This is a genomic window from Geobacillus sp., from assembly GCF_017515625.1.
In the GTDB taxonomy this organism is placed as follows: Bacteria; Bacillota; Bacilli; order Bacillales; family Anoxybacillaceae; genus Geobacillus; species Geobacillus stearothermophilus.
The window spans coordinates 1-13,588 of sequence record NZ_JAFWFM010000049.1 but is presented as its reverse complement, the minus strand read 5'-3'; the positions used below and the strand labels follow the sequence as shown (position 1 = coordinate 13,588).

Below are 13,588 nucleotides of genomic sequence, written 5' to 3'. Positions count from 1 at the left end.
GGCCGGAACTAGACAGCGAAAAGCGGCGGCGAGCCGGAGCTAGACAATGAAAAGTGAAAGCGTCCCGGCTTCTTCCTGAAACGGTTATCTAGTTTTCAGGGAACGAATTCCTGACAACCTCATATGGCCTAGTGGTGATAGTGGAGGGGAAACACCCGTTCCCATCCCGAACACGGAAGTTAAGCCCTCCAGCGCCGATGGTAGTTGGGGCCAGCGCCCCTGCAAGAGTAGGTCGCTGCTAGGCGGAAAACAGAGCCCCCCATTGTGCATGACGCGCAATGGGGTGTTTTTTATCAACCTGCGCTGGGAAGCCTTTACTCTCGCGTGTTCGTGCAGGTGGGAGGGCATTCAATCATTTGGCTTGGCCCAAAACTTATGCATTAAATATTCGTTTAGCAGCAGGGGCACTTTGTCCGCCGATATGGAAAGAAATTGAAGAATAAAAATGTACGCCTTGCTTGAGTAAGAGTGAAGAAGTTCGCTCCACCACTCTGTTTCGTAGCGGGAGATCATGCTCAAATTGTACAGCAGCAAATAATGGGCATGGATTTCCGGGAGCGCAAAGATTTTTTCCTTCTTCGTTGGGATATGGTATGTTCCGTTCGAATGGAATAAAAATGGCCCTTCCTTAATCGGCGATAGCGGCGATTCCATTTTGAAATAAAGAAATTCCCCTTCCTCCTTGGCGAATGTCAGCTGTTTTTCGTGCCCTTCCTCGCTCATGTACTGGATGAAGCGGAGCTGCGACATATGGTAATGGTCCAAAATCGCCTTCGGAATGGCCAGCATGGGCGGTGAAACCGTATGTACGACCGGCAACGACAATGGCTTTTTTCGTTCGCTTAAACAAAAAAATGTTTCGTGCAGTTCGCAGATTCGTTGCAACAGCATGCCCATGCGAAATTTTTCCCCCGCCTCTTGTTTCACATGAAACATTTTTTCAGAAAAATGAGTGAACAAACCGTTTTTTTGGATTTTGACTTCGTCATCTAAAAATTCATAGCCTTGTTTTTTGCGCTTTCTCGTTGACACTCCATGGGCTAAAACGGATGTCGATTCAGGATAGTCCGGATCGACGGTGAGCAGGCACGCCTTTATCAGCTGCACCATGCCATAAAACAAAAGAACCGGTTTAATGGACAATGGCGACTGCCTGGCGGCGGCATAAAAGTTTTGCCCATGCTCCAAATAATATAAAAATGGATAACAGTTTGTATAACTGCGCTGAACAGCGTCTTCCCGTTGTTGCTGTTTGTAGCATTGCAGCAAAAAGCGCTGGGCGACGTCAGCGGAGCGGAAAATAGAAAAGTTGACAGCTTTACCGGGATTTCCGAACATTTTTACCCCCCCTTGCCATGGAATTGTAAGAAGATAACTGAAAAGTTGGACATTTTTTTGATTCCTTGACAGTAGTTTAACCAGTTGTTAAGCTACTAATAATATTTCCGGACAAGGGGGAGAAAACATGTGGGAAGCGAAATTCGCAAAGGAAGGCTTGACGTTTGATGATGTTCTTCTCATTCCAGCAAAATCGGACGTGCTGCCGCGTGATGTTGATGTCACGACGAAATTAAGCGATACGCTCCAGTTGAACATCCCAATTATTAGCGCCGGCATGGATACAGTAACCGAAGCGGAAATGGCTATTGCGATGGCGCGTCAAGGCGGTCTTGGCGTCATTCACAAAAACATGTCGATTGAGCAACAGGCGGAACAAGTCGACAAAGTAAAGCGGTCAGAGCGCGGTGTTATTACGGATCCGTTTTTCTTAACGCCTGATCATCAAGTGTATGATGCGGAACATTTAATGAGCAAGTATCGCATCTCCGGCGTGCCGATCGTCAACAATGCCGAGGAACAAAAGCTTGTCGGCATTATCACGAACCGCGATTTGCGCTTTATTCAGGATTACTCGATTAAAATTTCCGAGGTAATGACGAAGGAGAACTTGGTTACAGCCCCGGTAGGGACTACGTTAGAAGAAGCGGAAAAAATTTTGCAAAAGCACAAAGTGGAAAAATTGCCTCTCGTCGATGAAAATGGAGTTTTAAAAGGGCTTATTACGATTAAGGACATCGAAAAGGTGATCGAGTTCCCGAATTCGGCGAAAGATGCGAAAGGGAGGCTGATTGTCGGGGCGGCCGTCGGGGTGACGGCGGACACGATGATTCGCGTCAAAAAGCTTGTTGAGGCAGGGGTTGATGTCATTGTCGTTGACACGGCGCACGGCCATTCGAAAGGCGTCCTAGAGACGGTGGCCAACATCCGCCGCCAATACCCGGACTTGAACATCATCGCCGGCAATGTCGCGACAGCTGAAGGGACGCGCGACTTGATTGAGGCTGGGGCGAACATTATTAAAGTCGGAATCGGTCCGGGATCCATCTGCACGACCCGGGTTGTCGCCGGGGTTGGTGTGCCGCAAATTACGGCGATCTATGACTGCGCGACTGAGGCGCGCAAACATGGCGTCCCGATCATCGCTGACGGCGGCATTAAATACTCTGGCGACATCGTGAAGGCGATTGCCGCCGGAGCTCATGCGGTCATGCTCGGCAGTTTGCTCGCCGGCGTCTCGGAAAGCCCAGGCGAGACGGAAATTTACCAAGGCCGCCGCTTTAAAGTATACCGGGGCATGGGGTCGGTCGCGGCGATGGAGCGCGGCAGCAAAGATCGTTATTTCCAAGAAGACGCGAAAAAGTTTGTCCCGGAAGGCATCGAAGGGCGTGTGCCGTACAAAGGGCCGCTCGCCGATACGATTTATCAGCTTGTCGGTGGCTTGCGCGCCGGTATGGGCTATTGTGGAACGCGGAACTTGGATGAGCTGCGGGAGAAAACGCAATTTGTCCGCATGACGGGCGCAGGGCTTCGCGAAAGCCATCCGCATGACGTGCAAATTACGAAAGAAGCGCCGAACTACTCCGCGTTTTGATCAAGGCTGCGTCCATCAGCCTAACTTTGACGGAGACAGATTCTCCGTCTATTTTTTTGGCCGCCTGTATGTTACAATAACGGTTGTGTGAGGAGGGTTTCGATGTGAAGAGGAAACGAAAGTGGTTGTTTTGGCTGCTGTCTGTTTGTCTTTGCTTAACACTATGGCCGTTTCAACAGATGGCGAAGGCGGAAAGCGCTCCGCTTGACATCCGGGCGGACGCCGCGATTTTAGTGGACGCGAAGACGGGAAGAATTTTATATGAGAAAAACATTGATACGGTGCTTGGTATTGCCAGCATGACAAAAATGATGACCGAGTATTTGCTTCTTGACGCCGTTAAGGCGAAACGTGTCAAGTGGGATCAGACGTATACGCCGAGTGAGTATGTGTACCGGTTGTCGCAAGACCGGGCGCTGTCCAACGTTCCGCTGCGCAAAGATGGCAAGTATACAGTGCGCGAACTGTACGAGGCAATGGCCATTTATTCGGCCAATGGGGCTACGGTCGCGATTGTGGAAATCATTGCTGGGTCAGAGAAAAATTTCGTGAAAATGATGAATGAAAAAGCGAAACAGCTCGGGTTGAAAGATTATAAATTCGTGAATGCGACAGGGTTAAGCAACGAAGACTTAAAAAGATTCTACCTGGAAGGGACAAACTCGGATGAGGAAAATGTCATGTCTGCGCGAGCCATGGCCACCCTTGCCTACCGGCTGCTGAAAGACCATCCAGAGGTGCTGGAAACGGCGAGCATTCCCCATAAAATGTTCCGAGGAGGAACAGAGGACGAAATTAAAATGGACAACTGGAACTGGATGCTACCAGGGCTTGTGTACGGATACGAAGGGGTAGACGGGTTGAAAACCGGCTATACGGAATTTGCCGGCAACTGTTTCACCGGGACGGCGAAGCGGAACGGCGTCCGTCTAATTTCCGTCGTGATGAATGCCAAGGATGCAAGCGGAAAAACGACGAAAGAGGCACGTTTTAAGGAGACAGAAAAACTATTTAACTATGGATTTCATCAATACTCGCTCCAAACGCTCTATCCGAAAGGGTATCAGCTGAAGGGGAAAGAGACGATTCCAGTCGTGAAAGGGAAGGAAAAAGAAGTTCGCGTCGCAACGGCGAAAAAGCTGTCTCTGCTCGTCAAAAATGGCGAGGAAAAACAGTACAAGCCGGTTTATGTATTGGATCAGAAAAAAATGACGAAAGAAGGAAAATTGATCGCTCCGTTGAAAAAAGGAGAGACGGTCGGATATATGACGCTTGAATACAAAGGCGATGACTCGCTCGCGTTCTTAAGCCCGGACATGCAAAAAAACATCCGGGTGCCGCTCGTTACGACAACCGAGGTGGAGAACGCCAACTGGTTCGTTCTCTCGATGCGTGCGATTGGCGGACTGTTTGCTGATTTATGGACAAGCGTTGCCAAAACGGTGAAAGGTTGGTTGTAACGCTGCTCCCCGGTTAAGGGGAGCTTTTTTCCATTGTGATTTTTGTAAAAATTGAGGTAAAATGAAACAGTGGAATCATCCTTTTGCGTATATAGCAAAGCATAAGGATAGGAACAGGGGGAATCAACGTTGGCATTGACAGGTACAGACCGCGTCAAACGTGGCATGGCGGAAATGCAAAAAGGCGGCGTCATTATGGACGTCGTCAATGCGGAGCAAGCGAAGATTGCTGAGGCGGCAGGGGCTGTCGCAGTCATGGCGCTCGAGCGCGTCCCGGCAGACATTCGCGCCGCTGGCGGTGTCGCGCGCATGGCTGATCCGACGATCATTGAAGAAGTGATGAACGCTGTATCAATCCCAGTCATGGCAAAAGTGCGCATCGGGCACTATGTGGAAGCGCGCGTCCTTGAGGCGCTCGGCGTCGACTATATTGACGAAAGTGAAGTATTGACGCCGGCTGATGAAGAGTTCCATATTGACAAACGGCAGTTTACGGTCCCATTTGTATGCGGTTGCCGCGACTTAGGAGAGGCCGCCCGCCGCATTGCTGAAGGGGCATCGATGTTGCGGACAAAAGGGGAGCCAGGGACAGGAAACATCGTCGAGGCCGTTCGCCATATGCGCAAAGTCAACGCGCAAATCCGCAAAGTTGTCAGCATGAGCGAAGACGAACTTGTCGCCGAGGCGAAACAGCTTGGGGCTCCGGTTGAAGTGCTGCGTGAAATCAAACGGCTTGGCCGCCTCCCGGTCGTCAACTTCGCCGCTGGCGGTGTCGCGACACCAGCTGACGCCGCGCTCATGATGCACTTAGGCGCCGACGGTGTCTTCGTCGGTTCGGGCATTTTTAAATCGGAAAATCCGGAAAAATACGCTCGTGCGATCGTTGAAGCGACGACTCATTATGAAGACTATGAGCTGATCGCCCATCTATCGAAAGGGCTGGGCGGCGCAATGCGCGGCATCGATGTCGCGACACTGCTGCCGGAGCATCGGATGCAAGAACGAGGCTGGTAAGCCGGACAAAGGAGCAAGATCACAATGAAAATAGGTGTACTTGGACTGCAAGGAGCTGTGCAGGAACATGTCCGCGCCATCGAGGCGTGCGGCGCCGAGGCGGTCGTCGTGAAGAAACCGGAGCAGCTTTCGGGACTCGACGGACTCGTGCTCCCGGGCGGCGAAAGCACAACAATGCGGCGCCTCATGGACCGGTACGGATTGATGGAGCCATTGAAGCAATTTGCCGCTGATGGCAAGCCGATGTTTGGGACATGCGCCGGGCTCATTTTGCTGGCGAAACGAATCGTCGGGTATGATGAGCCGCACTTAGGCCTGATGGATATTACGGTCGAGCGGAACTCGTTTGGGCGGCAGCGGGAAAGCTTTGAGGCGGAGCTGTCGATCAAGGGGGTTGGCGACGGGTTTGTCGGCGTCTTCATCCGTGCTCCGCACATTGTCGAGGTCGGCGACGGGGTCGATGTCCTCGCGACATACAATGACCGCATTGTCGCGGCCCGGCAAGGCCAGTTTCTTGGTTGCTCGTTCCATCCAGAGCTGACCGACGATCATCGATTGATGCAATACTTTCTCAACATGGTCAAAGAAGCGAAAATGACGTCAAGCCTTAAGTAAAGTGATCAAGCGAAAGCGATGAGAGCAACAAGCAGCAGACCCCCTTTCTTTCAGAGAGCCGGTGGGTGGTGCAAACTGGCAGGAAGCGCCTGTGAATCCATCCTCGAGCAAAACGTTGAACGCCAAAGCGGGTCAGTAGGCGTTTTCGGCAGCCGCCGTGAATGGCAAAAAGGGAAGGCATCGCAAGCCTTCAATAAGGGTGGCACCGCGGGGTCGCTCCCGTCCCTTTTGGAGACGGGGGCTTTTTTATGTATAATATTGAATGGAAAAGGAGGTAAAAGCCATGCTGGATGTGAAAATATTGCGCGCCCAGTTTGAAGAAGTGAAAGAAAAACTAATGCAGCGCGGCGGAGATTTGGCGAACATCGACCGGTTTGAACAGTTGGACAAAGAACGCCGCCGTTTGATTGCTGAGGTGGAAGAGCTAAAAAGCAAACGCAATGATGTGTCGCAGCAAATTGCCGCCCTTAAGCGCGAGAAAAAGGATGCGGAGCCGCTGATCGTCCAAATGCGCGAAGTCGGCGACCGCATTAAGCAAATGGATGAGCACATTCGCCAACTGGAAGAGGAACTCAACGCCCTGTTGTTATCGATTCCAAATATTCCGCATGAATCCGTACCGGTCGGCCAGTCGGAAGAGGACAATGTCGAAGTGCGGAGATGGGGGGAGCCGCGTTCGTTTTCGTTTGAACCGAAACCGCATTGGGATATCGCCGACCAGCTTGGTCTGCTTGATTTTGAGCGGGCGGCTAAAGTGACAGGAAGCCGGTTTGTGTTTTATAAAGGGTTGGGCGCCCGGCTTGAGCGGGCGTTAATCAACTTTATGCTTGACATCCATCTCGATGAATTCGGCTATGAAGAAGTGCTGCCCCCCTATTTGGTGAACCGGGCAAGCATGATTGGAACCGGGCAATTGCCGAAATTTGCCGAGGATGCGTTTCATTTGGACAGCGAAGACTATTTTCTCATTCCGACAGCGGAAGTGCCGGTGACGAACTTGCATCGCGATGAAATTTTATCTGCAGATGATTTGCCGCTTTACTATGCAGCGTACAGCGCCTGTTTCCGCGCTGAAGCTGGTTCGGCCGGCCGCGACACAAGAGGGCTCATCCGTCAGCATCAGTTCAACAAAGTGGAGCTTGTTAAGTTTGTCAAACCGGAAGATTCATACGAGGAACTGGAAAAATTGACACGGCAGGCGGAAACGATTTTGCAGCGGCTCGGGCTTCCGTACCGCGTTGTCGCCTTGTGCACGGGTGATCTCGGCTTTTCAGCAGCGAAAACATACGATATTGAAGTATGGCTGCCAAGCTACGGAACGTACCGGGAAATTTCATCGTGCAGCAACTTTGAGGCGTTTCAAGCGCGCCGTGCCAACATCCGCTTCCGTCGCGATCCGAAAGCGAAACCGGAGTACGTGCATACATTAAACGGTTCGGGGCTAGCCATTGGGCGGACGGTCGCCGCCATTTTGGAAAACTACCAGCAAGAAGATGGATCGGTCATCATCCCAGAGGCGCTCCGCCCATACATGGGAAACCGGGACGTCATCCGTTAAAATCGTTGGTTGACTTTTCCCGGCAGCCGTGTTATAGTGAATGACGTTGGCGACGGAGAAAAAGAGGCGGCGGACGCCGGCCTCGAATGCTTCTCTGCCAAAGCGATAAAGAACAGTACTGACGCGCATAAGAGGAGATTGCCATCCGAAACGGCTGATCGGAATCGCCGTTTCCAGCCATAAAAAAACCCGCCGGGAGAAAGGCGGGTTTTTTTATCTCTTTGGCGCGGGCGGCCTTATCTTTTGACGACTGCAAACTGGTCGGAAAGGAGCAGCCAGTTTTGCGGGAAATCGAAGCCCAGTTTCCAATAGCTGACTCCGCGCAGGCCAAGTTCTTTCACGAGATTGAATTTTGCCTGAATGGAGCGGGCGTCCTCAAACCATACTTCGTGCTCGCGCCCGTTTTCATCGCGGTAGCGAAAATGCGGCGCCTGCGCCTCGGTGTCGTATTCAATCGCGACGTTATACCTCGCGGCGAGGGCGATGGCCTGCTGCGGGCTGATGGCGCGGGCGTACGGTCCGCCCGGTACGTACGGCAGTGTCCAATCATAACCATACAAATTTTGCCCCATTAAAATCTTTCCGGGAGGCATTTCCGAGACGGCGTACTTGAGGACACGGCGGACAGGGCCGATGGGGGAGACCGGCATCGGCGGACCGCCGCTGTAGCCCCACTCATACGTCATTATGACGACAAAGTCGGCAATTTGTCCATGGGCGCGGTAGTCATGGGCTTCGTACCAACGTCCGCGCTGGGTGGCGCTCGTTTTTGGCGCCAGGGCGGTCGACATCATCCATCCTTCCCGTTCAAATCGCCGTTTCGCTTTGCGCAAAAACGCATTATACGCCTCACGGTCTTCCGGGCGCAAATATTCAAAATCAAAATGGATGTCGCGGAAGCCATACCGTCTGGCGGTGGCGACAATGTTGTCGAGTAGACGATTTTGCAGCGTTTCATTCGTCAAAATAAGCGCGCCCAGCTCGTCGCTGAACTGCCCGTTTTCAATGTTGGCGACAACCATCACGAGCGTGACGCGGTTGGCGCGGGCGATATCCGGAAAGTCGTCAAGCGGCGGCTCTTGCAATGTCGCGTCGCGCCGAATGGCAAAATAAAAGGGACTTAAATACGTTAAATGTGGAGCGGCTTCGCGGGCGCTTGCTTCCAACGCCGGACTGACGGTCGCACCGCGCGGTTCAATATAGGCGTTAAACTCCGCTCTCCGCTTGGCTCCGGGCGGAATGTAAAGACGCTGGCCGACCCGCAATGGCGCATTTAACGAGAGGCGGTTCACTTCCGCGAGACGCTGCATCGGAATGGAAAACCGGCGGGCAATCGACCATAAACTGTCTCCGGGTTGCACCCAATAAAAACGACCGACGATTGGAATCACGAGCGCCTGACCGACGACAAGACGGTCGGGATTTGGCAGCTTGTTCGCCCGAACAATGTCCTCGACCGTCGTTTCATATGCTTTAGCGATCCCGCTTAACGTTTGTCCTCTCTGTACGACATGGATCTGCATCGCTTGACCTCCTAGTTGCGTCTTCATTCTCCATATTTTATGATGGAAAAGAAAGAGAAATGACCGTTTGTGCAAAGGGGTATATGATGAGCAACGATGAGTATTACATGAAGTTGGCGATTGAAGAAGCAAAAAAAGCTGAACGGATCGGCGAAGTGCCGATCGGGGCCATCATCGTTCAAGACGGCCGCGTCATCGCCCGCGCCCATAATTTACGGGAAACGGAACAGCGCGCGATCGCCCATGCGGAGGTTTTGGCCATTGACGAAGCGTGCCGGGTGACCGGCTCATGGAGGCTTGAACGGGCGGTGTTATACGTGACGCTTGAACCGTGCGCCATGTGCGCGGGGGCCATCGTTCTTTCCCGCATTGAGCGGGTCGTATTTGGAGCTAGCGACCCAAAAGGGGGATGCGCCGGGACGTTAATGAACTTATTGCAGGAAAGCCGGTTCAACCACCAGGCTGAGGTTGCAAGCGGTGTGTTGGCGGAGGAGTGTGGGGCGCTGCTGAGCGGCTTTTTCCGCCGATTGCGCGAACAAAAGAGAAATGTTGGCGGAAGTTCCAACTAAAATTCGGCTTGTGTACATTGCATTTTCCCTATAAACGCGCTATACTGATAGTGCCGTGCTAAGCGGGGAGGTAGCGGTGCCCTGTACTCGCAATCCGCTCTAGCGAGGCTGAATCCCTTCTCGAGGTTAGTCTGTTGTGAGGCCTGTCTCAAGTAAGTGGTGTTGACGTCTGGGTCCCGCGCAATGGGATTCCGTGAACCCTGTCAGGTCCGGAAGGAAGCAGCAGTAAGCGGATGCTCCCATGTGCCGCGGGGGCGCCTGGGCTGAGCCAACTGCTTGAGCAACGCTCGGGGCAGCTAATCGACAGAAGGTGCACGGCCTTACATAAGCAGCAAGAGGGTGTCCCAAAAGCAATGGGACACCCTTTCTTCATTGACAAGATGCAGAGGCAATTTGCTTCGGCAACACGATCATATTGTATCTCTTTTACATAGAGAGACGATCTTTTGGGACAGCCTCTTTTTATTTTAAAATAGGGCAGAACGTTATATAATAGTGGAGATGAGAGGAAGAGGAGGGCCGTTTTCCGTGGCATACCAAGCGTTATACCGTGTTTTTCGGCCGCAGCGTTTCGCGGACATGGTCGGCCAAGAACACGTGACGAAAACGTTGCAAAGCGCCCTGCTTCAACATAAAATATCGCATGCCTACTTATTTTCCGGACCGCGTGGGACAGGCAAAACGAGCGCGGCGAAAGTGTTCGCCAAGGCGGTCAACTGTGAACAGGCCCCGGCGGCCGAGCCGTGCAATGAATGTCCCGCTTGCCTCGGCATTACAAACGGAACGATTCCCGATGTGTTGGAAATTGACGCTGCTTCCAACAACCGCGTCGACGAAATCCGCGACATCCGTGAAAAAGTGAAATTTGCGCCGACCTCGGTTCGTTATAAAGTGTACATTATCGACGAAGTGCACATGCTGTCAATCGGCGCGTTTAACGCGTTGTTGAAGACGCTTGAGGAACCGCCCAAACACGTCATTTTCATTTTGGCCACCACCGAGCCGCATAAAATCCCGGCGACGATCATTTCCCGCTGCCAACGGTTCGATTTTCGCCGCATCCCGCTGGCCTCCATCGTTTCGCGGTTGAAATATGTGGCGAACGCCCAGGGCGTAGAAGCATCCGACGAGGCGCTGTCGGCTATCGCCCGCGCTGCCGATGGAGGGATGCGCGACGCGCTCAGTTTGCTTGACCAGGCGATTTCATTCAGCGATGGGAAGCTTCGGCTTGATGACGTGTTGGCGATGACCGGAGCGGCATCATTTGCCGCGTTGGCTGATTTCATTGCCGCCATTCATCGGAAAGATACAGCGGCTGTTTTGCAACAGTTTGAAGCAATGATGGCGCAAGGAAAAGATCCGAATCGTTTGGTTGAAGATTTGATTTTGTATTATCGCGACTTGTTGCTGTACAAAACGGCCCCTCATGTGGAAGGAGCCATCCAAATTGCGGTCGTTGACGAAGCGTTCACCTCGCTTTCGGAAGCGATTCCTCTTTCCGATTTGTACGGAGCGATTGAGCTGTTGAACAAAAGCCAGCAGGAGATGAAGTGGACGAACCACCCGCGTCTTCTCCTCGAAGTGGCGCTCGTCAAGCTTTGCCATCAGCCAGCGGCTGCTGCTCCATCGCCGACCGCTTCTGAACTTGGGCCATTGATCAAGAGGATTGAAACGCTGGAAATCGAGCTGCGCCGCCTAAAAGAGCAGGCGCCTGCCGTTCCGCCGGAGGCGCCTTCTGCGAAAAAAACGGCGAAAGCGGTGAAAACCGGGGGATATAAAGCACCGGTCGGCCGCATTTACGAATTGTTGAAGCAGGCGACGCATGAAGACTTAACCTTGGTGAAAGGCCGTTGGGCCGACGTACTTGATGCGCTGAAGCGGCAGCATAAAGTGTCGCACGCCGCTCTCTTGCAGGAGAGTGAACCGGTCGCAGCAAGCGCTTCAGCATTTGTGTTAAAGTTTAAGTATGAAATTCACTGCAAGATGGCGACCGACCCGGCGAGTTCGGTCAAGGAAAATGTCGAAGCAATTTTATTTGACCTGACGAACCGCCGTTTTGAAATGATCGCCATTCCGGAAGAGGAATGGGGGAAAATAAGGGAAGAATTTATCCGCAGCAAAGAAGCGAAAGCGGAAAAAAGCCAGGAAGACCCGTTGATCGCCGAAGCGAAACGGCTGTTTGGCGAGGAATTGATTGAAATCAAAGAATAAACGAATTGAAGGAGGATGCCAACCATGATGCGTGGCGGAATGGGAAATATGCAAAAAATGCTGAAGCAAATGCAGAAGATGCAAAAAGAAATGCAAAAAGCACAGGAAGAGCTGGCAGAAAAAACAGTGGAGGGCACGGCAGGCGGCGGCATGGTAACGGTCATCGCCAACGGCCATAAACAAATTTTAGAAGTGAAAATTAAAGAAGAAGTCGTTGACCCGGACGATATTGAAATGCTCCAGGATTTAGTTTTGGCAGCGACAAACGATGCACTCAAAAAAGCTGATGAGCTGGCCAACGATATGTTGGGGCAGTTTACGAAAGGACTCAACATTCCAGGGCTGTTCTAGGGGGAAGCTATGCATTATCCAGAACCGTTATCCAAACTGATTGACAGTTTTATGAAATTGCCCGGAATCGGTCCAAAAACGGCCGCCCGCCTCGCGTTTCACGTGCTGGCGATGAAAGAAGACGTTGTGCTTGAATTCGCCAAAGCGCTCGTCGACGTAAAGCGGCATATTCATTATTGCACGATTTGCGGGCATATTACAGATGCGGACCCGTGCTACATTTGCAAAGACGAACGGCGCGACCGGACGACCATTTGTGTTGTCCAAGACCCGAAAGATGTCATCGCTATGGAGAGAATGAAAGAATACAATGGCTTGTACCATGTGCTGCATGGAGCCATTTCTCCGATGGAAGGCATCGGTCCGGAGGACATTAAGATCGCCGAGCTGCTGGCGCGGCTGCAGGATGAGACGATCCAAGAAGTGATTTTAGCGACTGACCCGAACATTGAAGGGGAAGCGACAGCGATGTATATCTCACGCCTGCTCAAACCAACAGGAATCAAGGTAACCCGCATCGCCCACGGTTTGCCGGTAGGCGGCGATTTGGAATATGCGGACGAAGTGACGTTGTCAAAAGCGTTGGAAGGACGCCGCGAACTGTAGAGAGAAAGAAGGTGGGGATCGGTTTGTTATGGCGGCGGAAGGGGAAGTTAAAAAGACAATTTGACGAAAAGTTGATGGCCGAACTGCAACAAGCAAGAGCGGAGTGGTTTGAACAAAAACAGCTCATTGAAAAAAGCGTTGAACCGTCTCGAGAGGTGCTGAGCGCGCTCCAACTGGCGGAGGCCAAGTATTTTTTTCTTCTCCGCGAAGCGAAGCACCGTCGTGTTACACTGAAGGAAGTGCGTTGACTTCCTTTTTTGTTCTTTTTTCCCCAAAGGCGCATATGCTTGTAGTACAAGCATAGAAGGGGGCATGAAACGTTGGAGCCGAAAGTGGTGATTACCGTATTGTCGGCGCTCATTGCCGTGTTGCTCGTTGTTGGCGCCCGCCTTAAGGCGCTTCGCTTTATCGGCCATGCCGCTATCCGCCTGATCGTCGGGGCGCTGGCGCTGTTTGCCATTAACGCGATCGGCGGGCAGTTCAGCATTCATATTCCGATTAACCTTATCACCTCGCTCGTTTGCGGATTTCTTGGCCTTCCAGGGGCTGCGGCATTAATTGTGATTGACCAATATATTCTGTCATGATTCATAATGAAAAGGCATCGTCTATATACATGCAACATGAAGAGTTAACTTCTCAGTCATCCTGCACACCCTAAGCGCTGCAGCACTTCCTCCGGACGTTCGTGGATGTAGTTGACAAACCGAGTAATGGCTTGAATGATATCGTTGCGATCCTTGTGAAAT

The 13,588-nt window shown here is 52.1% G+C and carries 13 protein-coding genes, 1 rRNA gene, 1 other RNA gene and 1 other annotated feature; of the genes, 13 read left to right on the top strand and 2 right to left on the bottom strand.

Translation table 11 applies throughout. The features are described 5' to 3' along the window. The first annotated feature begins 127 nt into the window (after positions 1–127). Positions 128–244 (top strand): 5S ribosomal RNA (rrf, locus tag IKE44_RS03210). Between the two features lie 104 nt (positions 245–348). Here the strand turns inward: rrf and IKE44_RS03205 are convergent. Beyond that, positions 349–1,338 (bottom strand): YaaC family protein, encoded by a 990-nt coding sequence (locus IKE44_RS03205; protein WP_033014229.1) that lies wholly within the window; start codon positions 1,336–1,338, stop codon positions 349–351. 127 nt (positions 1,339–1,465) lie between these two features. Between IKE44_RS03205 and guaB the strand changes: the two genes are divergently transcribed. The 5 genes from guaB (at position 1,466) to serS (ending at position 7,579) form a co-directional block, all read left to right on the top strand. Further along, positions 1,466–2,932: an IMP dehydrogenase gene (gene guaB, locus IKE44_RS03200; protein ID WP_033014228.1), complete on the top strand. Its 1,467-nt coding sequence runs from the start codon at positions 1,466–1,468 to the stop codon at positions 2,930–2,932. Between the two features lie 104 nt (positions 2,933–3,036). After that, positions 3,037–4,392, top strand: a complete 1,356-nt coding sequence (locus tag IKE44_RS03195; protein WP_287464993.1) for a D-alanyl-D-alanine carboxypeptidase family protein — start codon at positions 3,037–3,039, stop codon at positions 4,390–4,392. 129 nt (positions 4,393–4,521) lie between these two features. Beyond that, positions 4,522–5,406, top strand: coding sequence for a pyridoxal 5'-phosphate synthase lyase subunit PdxS (pdxS, locus tag IKE44_RS03190; RefSeq protein WP_033008824.1), 885 nt, complete (start codon positions 4,522–4,524; stop codon positions 5,404–5,406). A 24-nt stretch (positions 5,407–5,430) separates the two neighbouring features. Beyond that, positions 5,431–6,021, top strand: coding sequence for a pyridoxal 5'-phosphate synthase glutaminase subunit PdxT (gene pdxT, locus IKE44_RS03185; RefSeq protein WP_033008825.1), 591 nt, complete (start codon positions 5,431–5,433; stop codon positions 6,019–6,021). A gap of 9 nt (positions 6,022–6,030) precedes the next feature. Continuing rightward, positions 6,031–6,251, top strand: a binding site (T-box leader). Between the two features lie 53 nt (positions 6,252–6,304). Further along, positions 6,305–7,579 (top strand): serine--tRNA ligase, encoded by a 1,275-nt coding sequence (serS, locus tag IKE44_RS03180; RefSeq protein ID WP_033014225.1) that lies wholly within the window; start codon positions 6,305–6,307, stop codon positions 7,577–7,579. A gap of 236 nt (positions 7,580–7,815) precedes the next feature. Here the strand turns inward: serS and IKE44_RS03175 are convergent, their stop codons facing one another. Beyond that, positions 7,816–9,102 (bottom strand): glycoside hydrolase family 18 protein, encoded by a 1,287-nt coding sequence (locus tag IKE44_RS03175; protein WP_033014224.1) that lies wholly within the window; start codon positions 9,100–9,102, stop codon positions 7,816–7,818. An 86-nt stretch (positions 9,103–9,188) separates the two neighbouring features. On the opposite strand from IKE44_RS03175, the gene tadA reads away from it, so the two are divergent. The 7 genes from tadA (at position 9,189) to IKE44_RS03140 (ending at position 13,426) form a co-directional block, all read left to right on the top strand. Further along, positions 9,189–9,671, top strand: a complete 483-nt coding sequence (gene tadA, locus IKE44_RS03170) for a tRNA adenosine(34) deaminase TadA (RefSeq protein WP_047817618.1) — start codon at positions 9,189–9,191, stop codon at positions 9,669–9,671. Between the two features lie 53 nt (positions 9,672–9,724). After that, positions 9,725–9,989, top strand: an RNA gene (gene ffs, locus IKE44_RS03165) — signal recognition particle sRNA large type. Positions 9,990–10,199: 210 nt separating this feature from the next. Further along, positions 10,200–11,882, top strand: coding sequence for a DNA polymerase III subunit gamma/tau (gene dnaX, locus IKE44_RS03160; RefSeq protein WP_033014222.1), 1,683 nt, complete (start codon positions 10,200–10,202; stop codon positions 11,880–11,882). 27 nt (positions 11,883–11,909) lie between these two features. Next, positions 11,910–12,233 (top strand): YbaB/EbfC family nucleoid-associated protein, encoded by a 324-nt coding sequence (locus IKE44_RS03155; protein WP_375153663.1) that lies wholly within the window; start codon positions 11,910–11,912, stop codon positions 12,231–12,233. A 9-nt stretch (positions 12,234–12,242) separates the two neighbouring features. Beyond that, complete coding sequence (gene recR / locus IKE44_RS03150; RefSeq protein ID WP_033008839.1) at positions 12,243–12,839, top strand: recombination mediator RecR; 597 nt, start codon at positions 12,243–12,245, stop codon at positions 12,837–12,839. Between the two features lie 23 nt (positions 12,840–12,862). Then, the gene (locus IKE44_RS03145) at positions 12,863–13,087 is read left to right on the top strand and encodes a YaaL family protein (protein ID WP_049626247.1); all 225 of its coding nucleotides are present in this window, start codon (positions 12,863–12,865) and stop codon (positions 13,085–13,087) included. Positions 13,088–13,159: 72 nt separating this feature from the next. After that, on the top strand, positions 13,160–13,426 hold the full coding sequence (locus IKE44_RS03140) for a pro-sigmaK processing inhibitor BofA family protein (RefSeq protein ID WP_049625376.1): 267 nt from the start codon (positions 13,160–13,162) through the stop codon (positions 13,424–13,426). Positions 13,427–13,588: the final 162 nt, after the last annotated feature.